Genomic DNA, 19428 nt, shown 5'->3' with positions numbered 1-19428 from the left:
CCGACGTGAGCGAGGAGATGTACGGGCTGGTGGAGCGGATGTACCCGCTCTGCCGGAGCATCACCGGCGACGGTGTGCGCGCCACCCTGGACATCGTCGGCGAGTACATCCCGCTGCAGGTGCACGAGGTGCCGACCGGTACGCAGGTGCTCGACTGGACAGTGCCGCAGGAGTGGAACATCCGGGACGCGTACGTCGCCGACACCACGGGCCGCAGGGTCGTCGACTTCGCCGCGTCCAGCCTGCACGTACTCGGCTACAGCGTGCCGGTGTCGGCGACCATGCCCCTCGCCGAGCTGCGCGGACACCTGCACACCCTGCCCGAGCACCCGTCCTGGGTGCCGTACCGCACCAGCTACTACAAGCCGGACTGGGGGTTCTGCCTGGCCCAGGAGACCCTGGACGCGCTGCCGGACGGCGAGTACGAGGTGCGCATCGACTCCACCCTGGCCGACGGCCACCTCACCTACGCCGAGTACGTGGTCCCCGGGCAGGTCGCCGACGAGGTGATCGTCTCCTGCCACGTCTGCCACCCGTCGCTGGCCAACGACAACCTGGCCGGCATCGCGGTGGCGACGTTCCTGGCCCGGGCGCTGGCCGAGCAACCGACCTACTACACCTACCGGTTCCTGTTCGCGCCCGGCACCATCGGGGCGATCACCTGGCTGGCCCGCAACGCGGAACGGGTGGACCGGGTCAAGCACGGCCTGGTCCTCGCCTGTGCCGGGGACCCGGGCCGGTTGACGTACAAGCGGAGCAGGCGCGGCGACGCGGAGATCGACCGGGTGCTCCGGCATGTGCTGACCGCATCCGAACGCCCGCACCGCATCACCGAGTTCACTCCCTACGGCTACGACGAGAGGCAGTTCTGCTCGCCCGGCTTCAACCTGGGCGTCGGCTCGCTCACCCGGACGCCGTACGCCGGCTACCCCGAGTACCACACCTCGGCGGACAACCTGGAGTTCGTCTCCCCGGCGGCGATGGCGGACACCCTGGCGGTGTGCCGGGAGGCGTTCGCCGTCCTCGACCGCAACCGGCGGTACGTCAACCTCAGCCCCTGCGGCGAACCGCAGCTCGGCCGGCGCGGGCTGTACGACGCGGTCGGCGGCCGCAGCGACACCAAGCAGGCCCAGATGGCCATGCTCTGGGTGCTCAGCCTCTCCGACGGCGAGCACAGTCTGCTGGACGTCGCCGAGCGGTCCGGGCTGCCGTTCGACACCGTCGCCGCCGCGGCCGATGCCCTGCGCGGCGCCGACCTGGTCAAGGAATGACGCCCATGACCACCCAGGGGGAGAATCCGCGTACGACGGCGCCACCGGCCGGGTCCGCCAAGCGGGCCCTGGTCGGCCGGCTGTCCTGGGGACTGGCCGACCAGGCCGCCTCCAGCATCAGCAACTTCGCGGTGGGCATCTACGTGGCCCGCTCGCTCGGCGTGACCGCGTTCGGCGTGTTCAGCCTGGCCTGGGTGACCTACGGCGTGGTGCTCAACGTCTCCCGAGGCCTCGCCACCGACCCGCTCGTGGTGCGCTTCAGCGGCGTGCCGGAGGTGTCCTGGCGCGGGGCGACGTCCCGTTCGACGGGCACCGCGCTCGGCGTCGGCTCGGTCCTCGGCGTGCTGTGCCTGGCGGCCGGGCTCGGCCTCGGCGGCCGGGTGGGACCCGCCTTCGCGGCCCTCGGACTCATGCTGCCGGGGCTGCTGCTCCAGGACGCCTGGCGGTTCTCGTTCTTCGCCGCCGGCACCGGGCGGAAGGCGTTCGTCAACGACGTCGTGTGGGGCATCGCGCTGGTCCCGGCCATGGTGGTGGCGGCCCACGTGGACACCGTGGCCGCCTTCGTGCTCGCCTGGGGGGCGTCCGCCACGGTGGCCGCCGGGTACGGCTGCCTCCAGTCCGGCATCCGGCCCCGGACGACCGAGGCGCGCGGCTGGCTGCGCGAACAGCGCGACCTCGGCTACCGGTACCTGGTCGAGAACGTCAGCCTCAGCGGCGCCAGCCAGGTACGGGCGTACGGGCTCGGCGTGATCGTCGGGGTCGGGGCGGTGGGCGCGGTACGCGGCGCCGAACTCCTGCTCGGCCCGTTCCTCGCCGTACTCATGGGGCTCTCGCTGGTCACCGTCCCGGAAGCGGCACGGGTGCTGCGGCGGGACCCGCACCAACTGGGCAGGTTCTGTCTGCTGCTGGGCGGCGGGCAGGCCGCCGGAGCGCTGCTCTGGGGCTCGGCGCTGCTGCTGATGCCGGGCCGGCTCGGTGAACTGGCGCTCGGCGACGTCTGGCACTCCTCCTCGCACCTCATCGTGCAGATCACCCTCAGTGTCGCGGGAGCCGGCCTCGGCACCGGCGCGGCGGCCGGACTGCGCGCACTCGGCGCGGCCCGGCGCAGCCTGCGCTGCCAGCTGTTCGCCTCCGCCTGCTACGTCGGCGGCGGGCTCGGCGGAGCGGCCGTCGCCGGCACGGCCGGCTCGGCCTGGGGCGTAGCCGCCGCGACCCTCAGCGGCTCGGCCGTGTGGTGGCTGCAACTGCGCTCCGCGCTGCGCGAGCACCACCGCGAACCCATTCCCGAAGTGAGGACCTCATGACCGCCCGACCCAGGCTGAGCATCGGCCTGCCCGTGTACAACGGCGAGGAGTACCTGGCCGAGTCCCTCGACGCCCTGCTGGGCCAGACCTACGAGGACTTCGAACTGGTCGTCTCCGACAACGCCTCGAGCGACGGGACCCAGGACATCTGCCGCAAGTACGCCGCGCAGGACTCCCGCATCCGCTACCTGCGGCTGCCCCGCAACATCGGTGCCACGCCGAACCACAACCACGTGCTGGCCGAGTCCCGCGGTGAGCTGTTCAAGTGGGCCTCGCACGACGACCTGTACGGCCGTGACCTGCTGCGGCGCTGCGTGGAGGCGCTGGACGAGCGGCCGGACGTGATCCTCGCGCACACCGGCCAGGCGGTCATCGACGGCGACGGCCAGGTGACGGTCCCCTACGACTACACGCTGGCCACCGACTCGCCGCACGCGCCGGAGCGCTTCCGCAGCCTGCTGTTCGAGCCGGGCGGCGACGACTTCTACGGGGTGATGCGGACCGACACGCTGCGCCGGGTGAAACCGATGGACAGCTACCACCACGCGGACCGCACGTACGTCGCCGAGATCACCCTGCACGGGCCCTTCCACCAGGTGCCGGAGCTGCTGTACTTCCGCCGCGACCACCCCACCCGCGCCGAGCGGGCCAACCCCTCCAAGCGCTCCCGGTGCGTCAACCTGGACCCGCGCCGGGCCGGCCCGCTGCACCCGACGCCCCGGCTGCTCGCCGAGTACGTCTGGGGGTTCGCCTCGGCGATCCGGCGGGCGCCCCTGTCCCCGGCCGACCGGCGCGCCTGCTTCCGGCACCTGGGCGAGTGGCTGACCAGCCGGGTCCGGCCGGGCGCCGGCGAGCGGGTCGAGGACCGCGCGCCCGTCGACCCGGCCCTGCTCACGGTCTCCGTCGACGCGCTCGTCGCCGGCCGTGAGGGGAGGCAGGCATGACGTCCGGGACCCGAGCGCCGGTGCGCGTCGGGCTGTTCGGGCTGCTCGGCTCCGGCAACCTCGGCAACGACGGGTCGCTGGAGGCCGTCCTCGCCTATCTCCGCGCCGAGCACCCGGACGCGGACGTGGACGCGCTGTGCGGCGGGCCCGAAGCCGTCACGGCCCGGTTCGGGATCCCCGCCACGCGGCTGCACTGGAACCGCGCGGAGTACCGGACCGCGTCCCGTGCGGGCTCGATCGCGGCGAAGGGGCTCGGCAAACTCGTCGACGTCTTCCGCACCGCCGCCTGGGTACGGCGGCACGAGGTGGTGATCGTGCCGGGCATGGGCGTCCTGGAGGCCACCCTGCCGTTGCGCCCGTGGGGCTTCCCTTACTCGCTGTTCCTGCTGTGTGCGAGCGGCCGGCTGCTGGGCACCCGGGTCGCGCTGGTCAGTGTCGGCGCCGCCTGGATCGGCAACCGGCCCACCCGGGCCCTGGTGCGCTGGTCGGCACGGCTGGCCGCCTACCGGTCGTACCGGGACGCCCAGTCCAGGGACGCGATGCGGGCGATGGGCGTGGACACCGCACGCGACGAGGTCTACCCCGACCTCGCGTTCTCCCTCCCGGCACCACGGGCGAGCGCGCCCACCGGCACGCCGGGCCCCGTCTGCCTCGGCGTCATGGACTTCCACGGCGGCAACGACGACCGCGCCCGGGCCGGGGAGATCCACCGGCGTTACCTCGACGGGACGATCCGGTTCGTCCGTGTGCTGGTCGAGGAGGGCAGGCCGGTCCGGCTGCTCACCGGCGACCGGTGCGACGCCCCGGTGGTCGCCGCGATCCTCGACGCGGTGGACTCGCCGCTGGTCACCGCCGCCGATCCGGTCTCACTGGCGGACCTGATGGAGGAGATGGCGGCCGCCGACACCGTGGTGGCGGTCCGCTACCACAACCTGATCTGCGCACTGAAGACCGGTACCCCCGTGCTCGCACTCAGCTATGCGGCCAAGAGCGACGCGCTCATGGCCGGGATGGGTCTCGGCGCGTACTGCCATCCGGCGCGCGAGGTCGACGCCGACCGGCTGCTCGAACAGTTCCGGGCGCTGGAGAAGCACTCGGCCGAGCTGCGGCGGACCCTCGCCGAGCGGAACCAGGCCGCCGCACAGCAACTCGCCCAGCAGTTCACCGCCTTGACCACGACCCTGATCCGGCCGAACGACCACGCCCACGCCCCACGGAAGGCTTCATGAAAGCGACCGAAGTCCCGGAGATCGCCGGCGCGTTCCTGTTCGAGCCGACGCCGTACGCCGACGAACGCGGCTTCTTCTGCCGCACCTTCGACGCCGAGGTGGTCCGCTCGGTGGGCCTGGACCCGGACGCCTTCGTCCAGGACAGCGTCTCCCGCTCGGTCCGCGGCGTGCTGCGGGGCCTGCACCTGCGCTCCGGCGCGGGCGAGGCCAAGCTGGTGCGGTGCTCGTACGGGCAGATCTTCGACGTCGTCGTGGACCTGCGGCGTGACTCGCCGACGTACCTGGGCCGGGCCTGCTTCGAGCTGTCCGGCGAGACGCAGAAGACCGTGTACATCCCGGCGGGCTGCGCGCACGGCTTCCAGGCTCTTACCGAAATCGCGGACACCTCTTACCGTATTGACCGTCAGCACGATCCGGCCGAGGACGTGACGATCGCCTTCGACGACCCGGAACTCGCCATTCCGTGGCCACTCCCGGTCACCTCGATGTCTCGACGGGACCGGGAGGCGCCGAGCCTCGCCGAAGTCCAGAAGCACCAAGAAAGATGAGGTCGGCGTGCACACCCAAGACACCGAGGGGTTCCTCCTGTCCCGCTCGCGGCAGGCCAACGAGCGGCTGCACGCCCTGATCCCAGGAGGCGCGCACACCTACGCCAAGGGCGACGACCAGTACCCCGAGGACCTGGCCCCGGTCATCAGCCACGGCAGGGGTGCCCACGTGTGGGACGTCGACGGCAACCGCTACATCGAGTACGGGTCCGGCCTGCGGTCGGTCAGCCTCGGCCATGCCCATCCGCGCGTGCTGGAGGCGGTGCGGCGCGAACTCGACCGCGGCAGCAACTTCGTCCGGCCGTCGATCGTCGAGGTCGAGGCCGCGGAACGCTTCCTGGCCACGGTGCCGACCGCCGAGATGGTGAAGTTCGCGAAGAACGGCTCCGACGCCACGACCGCCGCGGTCCGCCTCGCCCGCGCCGTCACCGGACGGCAGCGGGTGGCCCTCTGCGGCGACCATCCGTTCTTCTCCGTGGACGACTGGTTCATCGGTACCACCCCGATGTCCGCCGGGATCCCGCCGGCGACCACCGAACTCACCCTGTCCTTCCCCTACGGAGACCTCGCCGCCACGGAGGAGTTGCTCACCCGGTACCAGGACGAGGTCGCGTGCCTGATCCTCGAACCCGCCTCGCACACCGAGCCGCCGCCCGGTTACCTCGCCGGCCTGCGTGAGCTGGCCGACCGGCACGGCTGCCTGCTGGTCTTCGACGAGATGATCACCGGCTTCCGCTGGTCCGAGGCGGGTGCCCAGGGCCTGTACGGCGTCGTCCCCGACCTCTCCACGTTCGGCAAGGCGCTGGGCAACGGGTTCGCCGTGTCCGCGCTGGCCGGGCGCCGTGACCTGATGGAGCGGGGCGGACTGCGCGACTCGGGAGACCGGGTGTTCCTGCTGTCCACCACGCACGGTGCGGAAACGCACTCCCTGGCAGCCGCGATGGCGGTGCAGACCGTCTACGTCGAGGAGGGCGTCACCGCCCGGCTGCACGCGCTCGGTGAGCGGTTGGCCGCCGGTGTCCGCGACGCCGCGGCCGCCATGGGCGTCGGCGACCACGTCGTCGTCCGGGGCCGGGCCAGCAACCTGGTCTTCGCCACCCTCGACCAGGACCTGCAGCCGTCGCAGCCGTACCGCACCCTGTTCCTGCGCAGGCTGCTCGCGGGCGGGGTGCTCGCCCCGTCGTTCGTGGTGAGCAGCGCACTGGACGACACGGACATCGACCGCACCGTCGACGTGGTGGCCGAGGCCTGTGCGGAGTACCGGAAGGCACTGGACGCGGCCGACCCCACCCCCTGGCTGGGCGGCCGCGCGGTGAAGCCCGTCTTCCGCCGCCTGGCGTGACGTGACGTCAGCGGCGCCGCCGGGCTGGGCCGGTCGTGCGCGCGGCCGTCCGGTCGGCCGTCAGGTCGACCAGCCACGCGGTCGCCGGTACCACCGCCAGCGCGGTGCACCAGCCGCCGAGGGCGTCGCTCGGGTAGTGGGCACCCAGGGAGACCTCCGCCCAGCCCATGACGGCACCGGCGACCAGCGTCGCGGCGAGCACGAGTGAGGCGCCCGCCGCCCTGCCGAGACCGAGCCGGCCGGTCGCGAGCAGCGCCGCCATCAGGGCGAGGGCGGTGAGGAAGGCGGTGTGCCCGCTCGGGTAGGACAGGTTGCCGGGGCCGTGGATGGTGCGCCCCACCAGGTGCTTGAGGAGCGTGGTCGTCCCCACCGTCGTGCCGGCGCCGGCCACGACGAGCAGCGCGGCGCGGGGACGCCGAAGCAGCAGACAGCCCACCACCCCGGCCCCGATCACCAGCACCGATCCCGCGGGTTCCCCCAGGAAGTCCAGGGCCAGGGCGACGTGGCGCCACGGCCCCCGCACGCTGTCCGCCGTCGGCGGGACGATCCACCGGTCCAGCCGGCCGGGTTCGCCGTGACCGGCGTACCGGAACCCGAGGGCGACGACCACCAGGGTGGCGAGCGCCGCGACGGGCGCGAGCCACGCGTGCAGTGACGGGGGCAGCACCGCGCGCGCCACGGGCCGGGCCGGGCCGACGTCCAGGTACGCTCCTGCCCGGCGATCCAACGTGAGCCCCCCGTTGCGTGTCCGCCCCCGGCTTCCGCTTGTCACCCTAACCGTTGGCCGGTGGTCGGGGCGGTCCAGGAGGCCGCCGGGGCAGCGGACTTGCAGCTAGGCTCCAGAAGAACCCGAGGCTTGGCTGCGTGGCTCGGCGTGCTCGGGAGCTGGCCGACGAGCTGGGCCGGGACTCGCTGCGGCGAGGCGACGTGCTTGCTTTCGTCCGCCAGTGCGCCTGCGGGGCCGAAGTGCGCGAGTCCTGCCTCTGTGGACAGCTGGCGACGTCTGAGCCTCAGAGCGCCCTCGCGGGAGGCTACGGCCGTGGTTCGCGCAGTCTATAATTGAAGAGTTCTTCAATTGGTCAGTTGCTCTGACTCGCAGATGATCACGGCGTGGAGGTCGGGGTGGGAACAGTCGTTGAGGCGCTGCTGGCGCGGGTGCGGGCGGCCCGGGCTGCTCTGGCGGCCGCCCGGGAGGCCGAAGACCCCTACGCCGTCGCGGTGGCGCAGGACGAGCTGGATGACGCGGTGAGGTTTGCCCGCAGGCATGGGCTCGATGTTGAGGCGACAGAGCCGGACGAGGGGTGATCGGGATGCCGGTTCCGCTGTACGAGGCGAAGGCGGAGTTCTTCCGGATGCTCGGGCATCCGGTGCGGATCAGGGTGCTGGAGCTGCTGCAGGACGGGCCGAAGCCGGTGCGCGACCTGCTGTCTGCCATCGAGGTCGAGCCGTCGAATCTGTCGCAGCAGCTGGCGGTGCTGCGCCGCTCCGGGATCGTCACCGCAACCCGTGACGGCTCCACCGTCATGTACGAGCTGGCGGGTGGGGACGTGGCCGACTTGCTGGCCGCGGCGCGCCGGATCCTGTCCGTGCTGCTGGCGGGCCGGCAGGAGCTGCTGGAAGAGCTGCGTTCCACGGACGCAGCCCGGTGAAGGGCGGGCACCCGTTCCGTCCGTGGCGCAGACGCCGGCCCGCGGTGGCGACGGCGGCGACAGCGTGTCTGCCGTCGCCCGTGCGGCCGGCCGATGAGGCGGTGGCCGGTGGATTCGGTGAGGTGGGCATCGCGCCGGGTTCCGCGTTCGCCGACGCCGAGCCGTTCCTGCCCGGCCTCGAACCGGCCATCGACCATCACGGCGGCAAAGTGGTCCTCGGCAGGTTCCGCATGCCGTCACAGGCCAGGTGAACGTGGAGATCGCAGGACAGGGAGACGACATCGTGAGTGAGGGAGCCGAGGCGGCCGAGCAGCCGGCGAACACGACGCGCAAAGGTAAGGACAAGGACCGCGAGTGGCGGATCGAGCGCGGGGTCGCGATCCGGGCGGGCTTCTACATCTTCGGCACCCATCTGTTCGCCGGGTTCGTGTGGCTGCTCTTCTACCTCGGCGAGCACGCGCACAAGTAACCACGTCGCCGGGGTTCAGGGCGCTCCAGAGAAATGCGTCCTCGCCCCGTGCCCGGGGCCGAACGGCCCTATGCCACCACTCGGGCATCGGTGAAGCTGCGGATCGGCCCAGTCGGCGGACGGCCGCTCCTCTCCCGCGGCGGCTGCCCGTACGCCTCCTTCGCGGCGGATCGCCCTGGGCCGGCTTGAAGATTTCTTCCATGGGCTGGTTGCTGTGAGCGGCGTGGATGGGGGAGAAGGGGCTGCCGAAGGTGACTGCTGTTGAACTCCCCGCAGCCGATCGCGCAGTCGCCGACCGCGACCACCAGCCGCGGCTCGGGCATCGCGGCAACCGTACGGCGCAGCGGCTCGGCCATGTTCCGACCAGTCACCAGCGCCGCGTCGGCGTGCCGGGGCGAGGCCAACAGGCGAGCGCCGCAGCTCTCGGCGTCGTAGACCGGGTTGAAGGCGCCGGCGATCTCGATCTCGCAGCCGTTGCAGGAGCCCGCATCCACGCACCGCACCTGCACCGAGCCGCCGAACTCCCTGGCCGCGGGCAGTTGTCCACCCTCTGGTCCGGGCGGGGCGGGCTCCGTCGCTGGTGAGGACTCGCTTCCACAGGTGGCCAACGGGCTCTCCCGAAGCCAGAGTCACGTCACTTTTGCTGCTCTTTGCCACGTTTGCGTCGTCTTGTCGGTACTCGACGGCCGAGATCCGCGGGATGAAGGCGGCCCCCTCCCGGTACAGAGCGCTGTCAGCTCTCGGCAGGCGGCCGCCGTTCGAGGGCCGTCGTCACGACGGCGGTTTCCCCTGCGTCCGGGCGGCCTGCAGGTCGGCGAGCAGTTCGGCCTGGCCGGCGAGCACGCCGGAGAGGATGGTGCGGGCGACCCTGAGCAGTTCGGCGACCTGCGGGCTGGTCAGCGAGTAGTACACGGTCGAGCCCTCCTTGCGGGTCACCACCAGATTCGCCCGGCGCAGCACGGCGAGCTGCTGCGACAGATGCGCGGCCTCGATCCCCACCTCGGGCAGCATCTCCGCCACCGCGTGCTCGCGCTCGCTCAGCAGCTCCAGCACCCGGATGCGCGCCGGGTGGCCGAGCGTCTTGAAGAATTCGGCCTTCAGTTGGTACAGCGGGGTAGTCATCGTGCCGCCTCCTTCCCGGCAGTGCGGCACGGCCGTACCGGCCGGTCCTCGGTGCATCGCATCCACCCACTCGTCACACACATACGGCCCATCCTCGCCTGTGGCAGGTGGCCGCGCCGAAAGCGCGTACGAGAACCCCCCTGCCCGAATTCAGCGGTGACGACCTCGACAATTGCCAAGATTAGCAAGTCCGTACGGCATGTGAGGGAGGCCTGCGTGCCGCCTCAAGTGCCGGCCCACCGCCGTCGGCCCGGACGGCCGGTGCCCGCGGTGCGGGCACACCCGCATGACGAGGCTCTCCTTCGGTGGCCGGACCACCAGGTCCGCGTCGGACGGCGACCGACGCTGACCCGCAGGGGCGCGAGTCGTGGGTGACTGGGGTGTCCAGTCCGGCTGCGGGGTCCGGTTCGAGTGGGGGCCTTCCGGCGCGGGACGCCTCGCGGGAGAGGCAGCCTGTGGGGTCGTCGTGGACGTGCTGTCCTTCACCACGGCGATGAGCATCGCCGTCGAGCAGGACATCGGGGTTCTGCCGTTCTGGCTGCCGGACGGCCCCGCCACCGCGCCCGAGCGGGCCGCGGCGGAGAAGGCGGCAGCCGTCTGCGCGCGGCAGTTCGGCGCGCGGCTGGCCGTCGCCCGCAATGCCGTCACACAATGGACAGTCCCTGGTCCCTCTCTCCGGCCCACCTGCGCCGTGCCCCGTTCGTGGCGCGCCTGGTGCCGCCGTCCCCGAACGGCGCGGCCATCGCGGCCGCCGCACCAGCAGGTGTGCGGGTGGCCGCCGCCCGCCTGCACAACATCACCGCGGTGGGCACCTGGCTCACAACCCGCGGCTAGGGCACGCCCGAGCATCCGGTGGCCGTGATCGCCGCGGGCGAGCAACGGCCGGACGGGAGCCTGCGTCCCGCGCCGGAGGACCTTCTGGGCTCCTGCGCCCTCATCTGCGACCTGTACGCCCTGGGCCACTATCGGCGGAGTGCGCCGCCGCGAAAGCGGCCTACGAGGGCACCGCGGACCTCACTCGCGCCATCGCCGCATGCACCTCCGGCCGTCAGTTGGCTGCGGCGGGCTTCGCCGAGGACCTGGCCATCGCCACGGCAGAGGACATCAGCGCTCTCGTACCGGTACGGGATCCCGACGGAGCCTTCGCCGCCGGCTGAACTGCGGCGTCACTCCCGCGCCGTCCCCGCCCGGCCATCCTGTCGGCCGCCCCTCGTGGCGGCCTGCCGTGCGGTGTGCGGCGAGCGCGCCGGCCAGGTCGGCGTGCACGGAGGTGGGCGGACGGCCCCCGTCGGGGACGAGGGACCCGTCGACGGGGATCGCGGCCAGCTCCGGGCCGCGGCCCGCTTCGGCAAGACGGCGGGCGGCCCCGCTGATCGGCCAGCTGCCCCTCGGCCGGCCAGCTGCGCAGACCGGTCAGGTCGACGATGACCGGACCGCTCCCGCGTCCCACCACCCAGCCAACCGCACCGGCGAAGCGGTGGACGGTGTCCGGCCCCAGGCAACCGGAGACGGACAGGACGCCGAGGTCCTGCTCGACGGTGTAGCGCCACTCGATGGTCATGGTCGTCAGCTTCCCTGCGCGGTCGGCCCGTCGGTTCACAGGAGGCGGGCTCAGAGCGGGAGGGTGATCCAGATGCTCTTGCCCTTGCCGTCGGCGTCACCCCGGACGACCGCAGTGCCGCCCAGGCCGAGGACCAGCTCCATGACGGTGGCCAGACCACTCGGCCCGCCGCCGGTGCTGGTGACCGACGCGTACAGCGACGGCTGGTAGGGGTGGCGGTCGTGCACCGCGAATGCCAGACAGTCCGCGCCGGCCGCGTAGACGACGGTCACCTGCGGGGAGAGCACCGCGGCGTGCCGGACACTGTTGGTGACCAGCTCGCTGAGGATCAGCAGGGCCGGCCCGACGCTGGGATGGCGCAGGTCGATGCCCCACTCGGCCAGGGCCTGCTCGGCGGTCTGACGGGCGGTGCGGACCGCGCAGGGCATCGCGGGCAGCGTCAGCACATGCCGGTGGGGCAGGGCCTCGAGCCGGATGCTCATCACGGCTCCGCACGGGCGAGGCGGAATCCGCTCACCGTCTTGGGGCGCAGGCGCAGCAGGGTGTCGTGCGGGCCGTGGGACCAGCCCGTCAGCGTGCGCTGGTAGTGGGCGGCCTCGTCGGGATCGGTGATCACGCCGACCGGTCCGGCGACGGTGATGCTCCAGCCGGTGCCGGTCGCCGCGCGGACCTCATCCACGTGGTACGTCGCGGTGGCGGGGATCGCGGCGGCCGGGGCCGGCGTGCGTACCACCAGTAGGCCGTACTCCCACGTGTGCCGGCCGGGCCGCAGGACGGCCACCCCCCGCTGCGGGTACACCAGCCGCCCCAGCGCGCTGCCCTCCAGCAGCCACAGGGCCTCGGCACCGGAGACCTCGACCATGCGCAGCGACGCGGACGGAGTGCTCATCCGACGGTTTCCCCTGTTTCCTCGCTGGTGGACCGGGCCGTCCGGACGGGGCGGGCCGGCATGACTCCGGCGCACTCCAGATGGGCGCGGGCGCCCTGGATCGCCTCGGGCGTGGTGGCGTACTCGCGCCCTTCCAGGCGCAGCAGGTCCAGCGCGCCGACCGAGTCCAGGACCTGGCGCTGGCCGGCACGTATCCCGGAGGTCATGACGACGATGCCGCGCCGGTTGAGTTTCTCGACCGCATCCTTGAGGACGAGGGCTCCGGTGGCGTCGATGGTGGTCACCCGGGACATGCGCAGGATGACGACGCGTACGTCGGCGACCTCGGCCAGCTCCAGGAGAAAGCGGTGGGCGGCGCCGAAGAACAGCGGGCCGTCGATGCGGTAGGCGACGATGTGCTCGGCGAGCAGCGCGTGCTCCTCGGCGCTGTGGTCGCCGCGGTCGAGGGGGATCTGGTCCAGGCGGGCCTGCTTGGCCACGGCACGCAGGGCGAGGGCGCCGGCGACGACCAGGCCGATGATCACGGCGTACACGAGATCCAGGGCCAGGGTCGCGACTGCGGTGAGAACGAGGATCAGAGCGTCGGAGCGGGTGGCCTTCACCGTCGCCTTGAGCGCGCCGACCTCGACCATGCGGATCGCGGTGGCCAGCAGCACGCCCGCGAGAGCGGCGAGGGGGATCCTGGAGACGAGGGGCGCGGCCGCGAAGACGATCACCGCGAGAACCGCGGCGTGGACGAGGGCGGCCAGTCGGGAACTTGCGCCGGTACGGACGTTGACCGCGGTGCGGGCGATCGCTCCGGTCGCTGGGACACCGCCGAACAGCGGGGCGGCGATGTTGGCCAGGCCCTGACCGAACAGCTCCCGGTCCGGGTCGTGTTTCTGGCCGACCGTCATGCCGTCGGCCACCGAGGCCGACAGCAGCGACTCCAGAGCGGCCAGCGCCGCCACCGCGACGGCGGGAGCGAGCAGGGAGCCGAGAGCGCCCGGGTCCAGGAAGGAGAAGGACGGCGCGGGCAGGCCGGACGGCAGGTCACCGATCGGCTTAGCCGCGTCCAGGCCGGCGACCTGCGCCACGGCGGTGGCCGCGATCACCGCGAGAATGGAGAAGGGGATCGTGGGCCGCCAGCGGGCCCCGGCCAGCATGACGGCGGCAACGGCCAGGGCGAAGGCGACGGCGGTCCAGTTCGGATCCTTCGCGAACTCCTCCAGTGCGCGCCAGGTCACCACGAGGACGCGGTCGCCCTCGGGCGTGGGCACCCCGAGCGCGTTGGGGACCTGCTGCAGACCGATCACGCAGGCGATGCCGAGGGTGAACCCCTCGACCACGGGCGCGGGCACGTACTGCATGTACTTGCCGGCCTTGAGCAGGGCGAGCGCGACGAGTATCACGCCCGCCATCAGCCCCACCGTGAGCACCCCGGTCGGACCGTGTGCGGCGACGATCGGTACCAGCACCACCGTCATCGCGCCCGTCGGCCCGGACACCTGCAGATTCGAGCCGCCGAACACGGCGGCGAGCGCGCCGGCGACGACCGCGGTCGCCAGTCCCGCCTCGGCGCCGAGCCCGGAAGAGACGCCGAAACCGAGCGCGAGCGGCAGCGCGACGATCGCCACGGTCAGGCCCGCGAGCAGGTCCCGGCGCGGGTCGCGGCCCATCTCCGTCAGATCGCCACGGCCAGGCAGCAGCGCGGCGATCCGGCCATGGACCCGGGTGAGGACGGACGTCATCGCGCGGCGACCTCGACTTCCCGCAGCTCGGCCAGCAGTTCGTTCTGCCCGGCCAGCATCTCGGTGAGGATCCGTCGCGCGGCCTTCAGCAGGTCGGCGACGTCCCCGCCGGCCAGCTCGTAGACGACCGTCGAGCCCTCCCGCGTCGCGGTGACGATGCCCGAGCGGCGCAGCACCGCCAGCTGCTGCGACAGGCTGGAGGGCTCCACCTCGATCGCGGCCAGCAGTCTGCGTACCGGCATCGGTCCGTCCTGCAGCAGCTCCAGCACCCGGATCCGTACTGGATGCCCGAGCATCCGGAAGAACTCGGCCTTGGCGTGGTTCAGCGGAACGGACACGACACCTCGACTTCCCCGACAGCGCCCCACCCGGGGCCAGGCGACGGCTGTTCAAGTGGGTACCTGCGGACACAGTAAACACAGCATCTAATCAATTGCGAAATTTTGCAATTCAGCATCAGCTGCGCACGCTGAGGAATCCTCCGGGGCGAGGTCAGCCCGTCCTGACCACGCTCGACTTCAGCTGCATCGCACCGAAACCGTCGATCTTGCAGGCGATGTCATGGCCGTCGACCCCGTCGACGGCCGGATGCCCGGAGGCCGAATCCGTGCTCGCTGCCCGGGGTGCCCATCAGCACCTCCGTACTCTGGACGACGGTCGTGTACGCGGCGGATGCCGACAGATTTCGGACCTGCGCCGCGTGGTGGGACCAGTGTGTGTCGCCCGGAGGAGGGTTCGTCGTTCGGTGACATCAGGGGAGCCGAAGGCGCGGAGGCAGCGCGTGAGGTACGTGGGCAGGTGCAGGGGGATTCGCACCTCACGAAACCCGTGTGTTCGTCCGTCACCGGAATATCACCCCGACAGCTCCAGTAGACATCGCCGCAGGACGTCGTCTGCCGGCAGGCGACGCGCAAGCGCCCGGGTGGTCCGGTCCCGGGCGCCCTGGACGGCGATCAGGTTTTCGGGCAGGGCATGGCATCGCGCACCAGTTACTGCGCCAAAGGTTCGATTTCTGTCGCATCCATGCAGGTCATGGTGTATGGAGTCGGTGTGACCGAGTGCTTCAGTCGGCGGTTGGAACCGGCGGCTGTGCCCTCGTCGAGTACTGCCTGGCCACGCCCGCGCCGGTCCTGACGATCGTCAAACGCAGCGACGACCAGAAGGGGTTCGTGGTGCTGCCCAAGCGGTGGATCGTCGAGCGCCTCTTCGCCCACCTGATGCAAAGTCGCCGCCTGGTCCGTGACTTCGAGCGGTCCATCTCCAGCGCCGAGGCGATGATCTACTGGTCGATGATCCAGCTCATGACGCGCCGTCCGGCCCGGCCACGCCCTGCGCGAGCGTGAAGCGGCCCAGCACCGGCTCGACTGCCCAGCCGCAGGCCACCAGGCGTTTCGCCTTCGACCGCAGCGCCTCCACCCACACCGGCACGAGGTCCATGCCGAACCCAGCCGCCAGTTCCTGGCAGGTCAGCGGGCCCTGCCCGAGCCGGACCCGATCGGCGAGGGCCTGCAAAATGCGCTGGTAGCCGGCTGACAAAGCCGACCGGGCCAGTCCGTCGCGCCACACCGGAACCTGCGATTTCTGCTGCGGTGCGGCCGCCGACGACGCCGGAGCCTCGGCAGTTGCCCCGACGTCACCCGGCGCGGACAGCAGCACACCGACCCGCTGGCGGGCGATCGTCCACTCCTGCCAGTCTCGCTCGGCCGCGGCCAGCTCGGCCCCGATCCGGTCGGCCTCCTCTCGCAGCTCGTCCACCCGACGCCGAGCAACGAGCTCGCGCTGTCAAGCAGCCCCACGACCGACGGCATCCACGACCTCCACGAGAACGGTGATATGACAGGTCACCACTCCCACAGGGTCACCGCCTATGCCTGACCAGCGGAAACACAGTCCTCAGCCCAGAAAGACAACAGCGTCTCAAGGCGAGTGGGCGGGTAGGCATTCCCGTGAGGCGAACGAGCGGCCAAGAGCTGCCTTCGCTCAGCAGGCGGCCCGCCCCGGACCGCGTCGGCAAGGCGCCTGAACCACACCATGGCTCTGACACCGTCGGCCCGACAGGTCGAGCTGTCTGTTCTTGGTGGCCGCTCCCGGCCGGCCGGTCTTTGGCTCGATCACCCGTCCGCGTCCTCCTCCCGGAACCGCAGGACGAGGCGGCCGCGAACGCCCCCGGATTCGAGGAGGCGGTGGGCGTCGGAAGCCTGCTCCGGAGGAAAGGCCCCGGCGACCCGCAAGGTGAGGACGCCGTCCTCCGCCTGGGCGCGCAGGCGGTCGAGCCGGACGTGGTCGCCGAGCGAGTCGGGGACGTTGACCGGGTGCAGGCGGACGGAACGGCGACCGAGTTCGCCGGGCCGCATGGCTTTGGCGCCTTCGCCGAGCAGTACGGCGATCCCTCCGCCGGGCCGGACCGCCGGCGCGAGGGTGGCCGAGCCGAGGACGGCTGCGTCCAGGAGGCCGTGCACGCCGCCGGGGGCCGCCCGCAGGATGTGGTCGGTGACGGCATCGCCGCGGGGTATCACGGTGTCGGCGCCGAGCGCGTGCACGAGCTCCCGGTCGGCGGGTGAGGCGTCGGCGATGACGGTGAGGCCGCCGGCCTTCGCGAGCTGGACGGCGTATCCACCGACGACGCCGGCCGCGCCGATGACGGCGAGGGTCTGTCCCGGGGTCAGGGCGAGCAGGTCGAGGGCCTGCCTGGCGGTGAGGCCGTTCATGGGAAGGGTCGCGGCCTGGGCGTATGTGACGCCGGCCGGTGCACGGACGACCCAACTGGCGGGGAGGACCACGTATTCGGCGTAGCCGCCGGCGTGCTGCAAGAGCGGCATGGTCATGGCCGTCACCCGGTCACCGACGCGCAGGCCGGTCACCGACTCGGGGCCGATCTCGTCCAGTACGCCGGCCGTCTCCATGCCGGGGATGTAAGGCGGCCCCGGCGCCAGGTGGGCGATCGCTCCGTTGCGCAGGTAGCGGTCCCCCGGGTTGACGGTCGCGGCGTGGACCCGGATGCGGACCTGGCCGGGACCGGCGTGCGGCTCGGGAATCTCGAAGACCTCCAGGGCTTCCGGTCCTCCGAAGCGGGACACTCCGACGGCTTTCATGGTTCTCCTTCCTGGGGTGCGGCGGCGCCCCAGCGGTCCGGCAGCGGGTCAGTTGGTCTTCTGCGGGGCCTGGTAGGGGCCCGTGTCGGGGAGGGTGTCCATGCGGTACCGCTCCAGCACCGATCCGGTGATGTACCAACGTCCGTCGACGCGCTTGTAGGTGTCGTGGTACTGGCCGTAGCCGTGGAAACCGCCGCCTGCCTTCAGGTTGACGTAGTCCTCCATGACCCAGGTGCCGGTTGCCGTGTCCCCCTTGACCGTGATGTTCGGAAGAAGGCCCTGATGCGCGGTGGGGGCGTCGGCGATCAGGGTCTTGGTGGCCTTGACCAGTTCCGCCGGGCTGTTGAATTCCTGGCCGGTGTTGATGTGCGCGTCGGGCGTGAACAGCGCCTGGAGATCGGCCCACTGCTTGGTGTCGATGTCCTGGAAGTAACGGGCCTTCAGCTTCTCGATGTCCTGGATGTCCGCGAGGTTGCGGACGGTCGCGGCGGTGGAAGCGCTGCCGGCCTTGTCGTCGTGGGAGTGGTGCGAACTGGCCGTCGCCGTACCGGTCGCCACTCCTCCGGCCACGAGGAGGGCGGCGGCCGTCACCATGCCCGCCCGCTTGGAGAACCAGCGGTCGGAGGGAGTCCTGCTGCGGTCGGAGGTCATTGCTGTCTCTTTCTCGTGTGGCATTCAAGTGCCGCGTTCGGACGCTGACGCTCGGGTGGCGCCCGTTCGGCGGCCCCGAGGTCAATGCGGTGGAGCGTCCCGGCGTTCGCGGCTGGCCCCGTCCCTACGAGACGGGGCCAGGTCGGCAGGTTCGTAACCACAACCGTGCCGGGCAGAGCAGACTCTACGGATATTGGAACGCTCAGTCAACTTGAACGGAGCGGCGATCACCGAACGACTGCCACACATCACGGCGACGGTGACGATGCCCTCACCTTAGGAATGGCGCGTCCTCCGACGCAGAAGTGGACCTTTACGCAGACCGGACGCCATACCGCATCCCCACTTTCTGATACGCTCATTCCATAACCCTCGACGCTCTGGAGAGCGCTTATCCTCATCGGCGTCGCCCAACCGATGGTCTTCCTGGACGCGGCGATCATGAACATCGCCCTGTCGTCCGCGCCCTACGGCCTGGGCTTCTCTGACGGCCGTCGACAGTGGGTCATCACCGCCCACGGCCTCGCATTCGGCGACCTGCTCGTCCTCGGCGGACGGCCGGCGGACCTGCGGGGCACAAGAAGATCTTCGTCATCGGCCTTGTCGGGTTCGCGGTGGCCTCGGCCGTCAGCGGGCTGTCGCCCAACCTCCCCACGCTGCCGACGGCACGCGCGCTCCCGGGCGCTTTCGGCGCGCTGCTCGCCCCGCCGTATTCGCGCTGATCTCACTGGAATTCACCGACGCGAAGGAGTGGGCGAAGGCGCTCGGCATCCACGGATGCCATCGCCACGGCCACCGGCGGCGCCGACCTGCTGTTCGGCGGCGTCCTGAGGCAGTAAGTCAACTGGCGCTGGTGTTTCTACATCAACCTGACGATCGCCGCGATCGGTATCGCCGGCGTCCTGAAACTGGTGGGGCCGACAGCCGGCAGACCCGCCGTGGGCGCCTGGACCTGCCCGGAGCCGCCGTGGCCGCCGGCGGCACCGTCGCCCTGGTGCTCGGCGTCACAGGGCGGAGGACGACGACTGGGGCTCGACCACGACCATCGGCGTGTTCGTCCTGTCCGTGGTGCTGCTGGCGTCCTCGTCCCGCTCGAGGCGAAGGCGAAGTCGCCACTGCTGCCGCTGCGCGTCCTGACCGAGCGGAACCAGGCCGGGGCCTACCTGTCCGTGATCGCCATGTTCGGCATGTTCCTCTTCCTGAGCTACTGCTTCCAGTTGGTCAGGGGACACTCGCCCGTGATCAGTGGGCTGGCCATCATCCCCGTGGCGGTCTTGCAGGCGATCGGCTCCACCCGGATCGGCGCCCGCCTCTTCCACCGCGTGCGCCCCGGAGTGCTGATGAGCACCGGACTCGCGGTTTCCGGCGCGGGCGTGCCGATGCTCTCGCCGCTCGACGCCGATTCGTCCTTCGCCTTCGTCGCGGCCGGTAAGACGGGGGTGGATGTCGGTATCGGCACCGCGTTCATGCCTGCCTTCGGCTCGGGCGCCCACGGCGTCGAGGCCCGCGACGTCGGCGTCGCCCAGCAGATCGACGGCTCCATCGGCACCGCGCTGCTCGTCACCATCGCCGCCCGAGCGACGGCCGACTACCTCGCCTCCCGCCACAGTGCCCATCCCGGGGACCA

At 71.6% G+C, this 19428-nt stretch carries 21 protein-coding genes and 4 pseudogenes; 12 read left to right on the top strand and 13 right to left on the bottom strand.

The genetic code is table 11. From position 1 onward, the window contains the following. Positions 1-17 precede the first annotated feature (17 nt). From ACZ4O3_RS25295 to ACZ4O3_RS25270, 6 genes are read left to right on the top strand one after another with little or no spacing between them, the layout of a single operon-like run. A complete protein-coding gene (locus tag ACZ4O3_RS25295; RefSeq protein WP_467724537.1) occupies positions 18-1271 on the top strand; it encodes a DUF4910 domain-containing protein in 1254 nt (417 codons plus the stop codon). Then, entirely contained in the window at positions 1268-2575 is a 1308-nt protein-coding gene (locus ACZ4O3_RS25290) for a hypothetical protein (RefSeq protein ID WP_467724374.1), read from the top strand. Before ACZ4O3_RS25295 ends, ACZ4O3_RS25290 begins: the two co-directional genes overlap by 4 nt. Next, on the top strand, positions 2572-3519 hold the full coding sequence (locus ACZ4O3_RS25285; RefSeq protein ID WP_467724372.1) for a glycosyltransferase family 2 protein: 948 nt from the start codon (positions 2572-2574) through the stop codon (positions 3517-3519). Before ACZ4O3_RS25290 ends, ACZ4O3_RS25285 begins: the two co-directional genes overlap by 4 nt. Continuing rightward, entirely contained in the window at positions 3516-4748 is a 1233-nt protein-coding gene (locus tag ACZ4O3_RS25280) for a polysaccharide pyruvyl transferase family protein (protein WP_467724370.1), read from the top strand. Before ACZ4O3_RS25285 ends, ACZ4O3_RS25280 begins: the two co-directional genes overlap by 4 nt. Next, positions 4745-5296, top strand: coding sequence for a dTDP-4-dehydrorhamnose 3,5-epimerase (rfbC, locus tag ACZ4O3_RS25275; protein ID WP_362724295.1), 552 nt, complete (start codon positions 4745-4747; stop codon positions 5294-5296). The genes ACZ4O3_RS25280 and rfbC overlap by 4 nt, the downstream gene beginning before the upstream one ends. A 7-nt stretch (positions 5297-5303) precedes the next feature. After that, on the top strand, positions 5304-6638 hold the full coding sequence (locus ACZ4O3_RS25270) for a glutamate-1-semialdehyde 2,1-aminomutase (RefSeq protein ID WP_362724292.1): 1335 nt from the start codon (positions 5304-5306) through the stop codon (positions 6636-6638). 7 nt (positions 6639-6645) lie between these two features. On the opposite strand, the gene ACZ4O3_RS25265 is transcribed toward ACZ4O3_RS25270, so the two are convergent. Then, on the bottom strand, positions 6646-7365 hold the full coding sequence (locus ACZ4O3_RS25265) for a phosphatase PAP2 family protein (protein WP_467724368.1): 720 nt from the start codon (positions 7363-7365) through the stop codon (positions 6646-6648). A 344-nt stretch (positions 7366-7709) separates the two neighbouring features. Continuing rightward, positions 7710-7904, bottom strand: a complete 195-nt coding sequence (locus tag ACZ4O3_RS25260) for a hypothetical protein (RefSeq protein ID WP_467724367.1) — start codon at positions 7902-7904, stop codon at positions 7710-7712. A 44-nt stretch (positions 7905-7948) separates the two neighbouring features. Here ACZ4O3_RS25260 and ACZ4O3_RS25255 point away from each other — a divergent pair, with 44 nt between their 5' ends. The 3 genes from ACZ4O3_RS25255 to ACZ4O3_RS25245 all read left to right on the top strand — a co-directional run bounded on the left by ACZ4O3_RS25255 (position 7949) and on the right by ACZ4O3_RS25245 (position 8756). Beyond that, positions 7949-8287, top strand: a complete 339-nt coding sequence (locus tag ACZ4O3_RS25255) for an ArsR/SmtB family transcription factor (protein ID WP_362724283.1) — start codon at positions 7949-7951, stop codon at positions 8285-8287. Positions 8288-8388: 101 nt separating this feature from the next. Next, the gene (locus ACZ4O3_RS25250) at positions 8389-8538 is read left to right on the top strand and encodes a hypothetical protein (RefSeq protein WP_467724365.1); all 150 of its coding nucleotides are present in this window, start codon (positions 8389-8391) and stop codon (positions 8536-8538) included. Between the two features lie 32 nt (positions 8539-8570). Beyond that, entirely contained in the window at positions 8571-8756 is a 186-nt protein-coding gene (locus tag ACZ4O3_RS25245) for a DUF6126 family protein (RefSeq protein ID WP_362724277.1), read from the top strand. Positions 8757-8824: 68 nt separating this feature from the next. Here the strand turns inward: ACZ4O3_RS25245 and ACZ4O3_RS25240 are convergent, their stop codons facing one another. Both ACZ4O3_RS25240 and ACZ4O3_RS25235 read right to left on the bottom strand, forming a co-directional pair. Then, positions 8825-9250: an NADH-quinone oxidoreductase subunit B family protein gene (locus tag ACZ4O3_RS25240; RefSeq protein ID WP_467724363.1), complete on the bottom strand. Its 426-nt coding sequence runs from the start codon at positions 9248-9250 to the stop codon at positions 8825-8827. 277 nt (positions 9251-9527) lie between these two features. Next, complete coding sequence (locus ACZ4O3_RS25235) at positions 9528-9878, bottom strand: ArsR/SmtB family transcription factor (RefSeq protein ID WP_384992034.1); 351 nt, start codon at positions 9876-9878, stop codon at positions 9528-9530. A gap of 651 nt (positions 9879-10529) precedes the next feature. On the opposite strand from ACZ4O3_RS25235, the gene ACZ4O3_RS25230 reads away from it, so the two are divergent. Further along, the gene (locus tag ACZ4O3_RS25230; protein WP_467724361.1) at positions 10530-10712 is read left to right on the top strand and encodes a hypothetical protein; all 183 of its coding nucleotides are present in this window, start codon (positions 10530-10532) and stop codon (positions 10710-10712) included. Between the two features lie 354 nt (positions 10713-11066). On the opposite strand, the pseudogene ACZ4O3_RS25225 reads toward ACZ4O3_RS25230, so the two are convergent. From ACZ4O3_RS25225 to ACZ4O3_RS25200, 6 genes and pseudogenes are all read right to left on the bottom strand, one after another. Next, positions 11067-11439, bottom strand: a pseudogene (locus tag ACZ4O3_RS25225) (STAS domain-containing protein); the annotation flags it as partial. A 50-nt stretch (positions 11440-11489) separates the two neighbouring features. Continuing rightward, on the bottom strand, positions 11490-11921 hold the full coding sequence (locus ACZ4O3_RS25220) for an ATP-binding protein (RefSeq protein ID WP_362714856.1): 432 nt from the start codon (positions 11919-11921) through the stop codon (positions 11490-11492). Further along, positions 11921-12328: a pyridoxamine 5'-phosphate oxidase family protein gene (locus ACZ4O3_RS25215; RefSeq protein ID WP_362714853.1), complete on the bottom strand. Its 408-nt coding sequence runs from the start codon at positions 12326-12328 to the stop codon at positions 11921-11923. The genes ACZ4O3_RS25220 and ACZ4O3_RS25215 overlap by 1 nt, the downstream gene beginning before the upstream one ends. Then, positions 12325-14058, bottom strand: coding sequence for a SulP family inorganic anion transporter (locus ACZ4O3_RS25210; protein ID WP_467724360.1), 1734 nt, complete (start codon positions 14056-14058; stop codon positions 12325-12327). The genes ACZ4O3_RS25215 and ACZ4O3_RS25210 overlap by 4 nt, the downstream gene beginning before the upstream one ends. Continuing rightward, positions 14055-14396: an ArsR/SmtB family transcription factor gene (locus tag ACZ4O3_RS25205; RefSeq protein ID WP_362714847.1), complete on the bottom strand. Its 342-nt coding sequence runs from the start codon at positions 14394-14396 to the stop codon at positions 14055-14057. The genes ACZ4O3_RS25210 and ACZ4O3_RS25205 overlap by 4 nt, the downstream gene beginning before the upstream one ends. A 154-nt stretch (positions 14397-14550) precedes the next feature. Beyond that, positions 14551-14640 (bottom strand): annotated as a pseudogene (locus tag ACZ4O3_RS25200) (PhnA domain-containing protein); the annotation flags it as partial. A 548-nt stretch (positions 14641-15188) separates the two neighbouring features. Between ACZ4O3_RS25200 and ACZ4O3_RS25195 the strand changes: the two are divergent. Beyond that, a pseudogene (locus tag ACZ4O3_RS25195) lies at positions 15189-15401 on the top strand (IS5 family transposase); the annotation flags it as partial. Here the strand turns inward: ACZ4O3_RS25195 and ACZ4O3_RS25190 are convergent. The 3 genes from ACZ4O3_RS25190 to ACZ4O3_RS25180 form a co-directional block, all read right to left on the bottom strand. Next, a complete protein-coding gene (locus tag ACZ4O3_RS25190; protein ID WP_362714841.1) occupies positions 15358-15813 on the bottom strand; it encodes a hypothetical protein in 456 nt (151 codons plus the stop codon). The pseudogene ACZ4O3_RS25195 and the gene ACZ4O3_RS25190 overlap by 44 nt on opposite strands. 356 nt (positions 15814-16169) lie before the next feature. Further along, positions 16170-17150 (bottom strand): NADP-dependent oxidoreductase, encoded by a 981-nt coding sequence (locus tag ACZ4O3_RS25185; protein WP_362714838.1) that lies wholly within the window; start codon positions 17148-17150, stop codon positions 16170-16172. A 48-nt stretch (positions 17151-17198) separates the two neighbouring features. Then, the gene (locus tag ACZ4O3_RS25180) at positions 17199-17801 is read right to left on the bottom strand and encodes a nuclear transport factor 2 family protein (RefSeq protein ID WP_362714835.1); all 603 of its coding nucleotides are present in this window, start codon (positions 17799-17801) and stop codon (positions 17199-17201) included. A gap of 863 nt (positions 17802-18664) precedes the next feature. On the opposite strand from ACZ4O3_RS25180, the pseudogene ACZ4O3_RS25175 reads away from it, so the two are divergent. Next, positions 18665-19249: pseudogene (locus ACZ4O3_RS25175) on the top strand (MFS transporter); the annotation flags it as partial. Positions 19250-19428 lie beyond the last annotated feature (179 nt).

Source organism: Streptomyces sp. NPDC026515 (assembly GCF_055567595.1).
This window is presented reverse-complemented; position numbering and strand designations above follow the sequence as displayed.

What these genes read in the sequence shown, in the direction of transcription:
- ACZ4O3_RS25290 (WP_467724374.1), top strand. Translation starts at nt 1,268, where the DNA reads ATGACGCCCATGACCACCCAGGGGGAGAATCCGCGTACGACGGCGCCA.
- ACZ4O3_RS25185 (WP_362714838.1), bottom strand. Translation starts at nt 17,150, where the DNA reads ATGAAAGCCGTCGGAGTGTCCCGCTTCGGAGGACCGGAAGCCCTGGAG.
- ACZ4O3_RS25180 (WP_362714835.1), bottom strand. Translation starts at nt 17,801, where the DNA reads ATGACCTCCGACCGCAGCAGGACTCCCTCCGACCGCTGGTTCTCCAAG.
- ACZ4O3_RS25285 (WP_467724372.1), top strand. Translation starts at nt 2,572, where the DNA reads ATGACCGCCCGACCCAGGCTGAGCATCGGCCTGCCCGTGTACAACGGC.
- ACZ4O3_RS25255 (WP_362724283.1), top strand. Translation starts at nt 7,949, where the DNA reads ATGCCGGTTCCGCTGTACGAGGCGAAGGCGGAGTTCTTCCGGATGCTC.
- ACZ4O3_RS25295 (WP_467724537.1), top strand. Translation starts at nt 18, where the DNA reads ATGTACGGGCTGGTGGAGCGGATGTACCCGCTCTGCCGGAGCATCACC.
- ACZ4O3_RS25220 (WP_362714856.1), bottom strand. Translation starts at nt 11,921, where the DNA reads ATGAGCATCCGGCTCGAGGCCCTGCCCCACCGGCATGTGCTGACGCTG.
- rfbC (WP_362724295.1), top strand. Translation starts at nt 4,745, where the DNA reads ATGAAAGCGACCGAAGTCCCGGAGATCGCCGGCGCGTTCCTGTTCGAG.
- ACZ4O3_RS25210 (WP_467724360.1), bottom strand. Translation starts at nt 14,058, where the DNA reads ATGACGTCCGTCCTCACCCGGGTCCATGGCCGGATCGCCGCGCTGCTG.
- ACZ4O3_RS25230 (WP_467724361.1), top strand. Translation starts at nt 10,530, where the DNA reads ATGGACAGTCCCTGGTCCCTCTCTCCGGCCCACCTGCGCCGTGCCCCG.
- ACZ4O3_RS25215 (WP_362714853.1), bottom strand. Translation starts at nt 12,328, where the DNA reads ATGAGCACTCCGTCCGCGTCGCTGCGCATGGTCGAGGTCTCCGGTGCC.
- ACZ4O3_RS25235 (WP_384992034.1), bottom strand. Translation starts at nt 9,878, where the DNA reads ATGACTACCCCGCTGTACCAACTGAAGGCCGAATTCTTCAAGACGCTC.
- ACZ4O3_RS25260 (WP_467724367.1), bottom strand. Translation starts at nt 7,904, where the DNA reads ATGCCTGCGGGCAAACCTCACCGCGTCATCCAGCTCGTCCTGCGCCAC.
- ACZ4O3_RS25280 (WP_467724370.1), top strand. Translation starts at nt 3,516, where the DNA reads ATGACGTCCGGGACCCGAGCGCCGGTGCGCGTCGGGCTGTTCGGGCTG.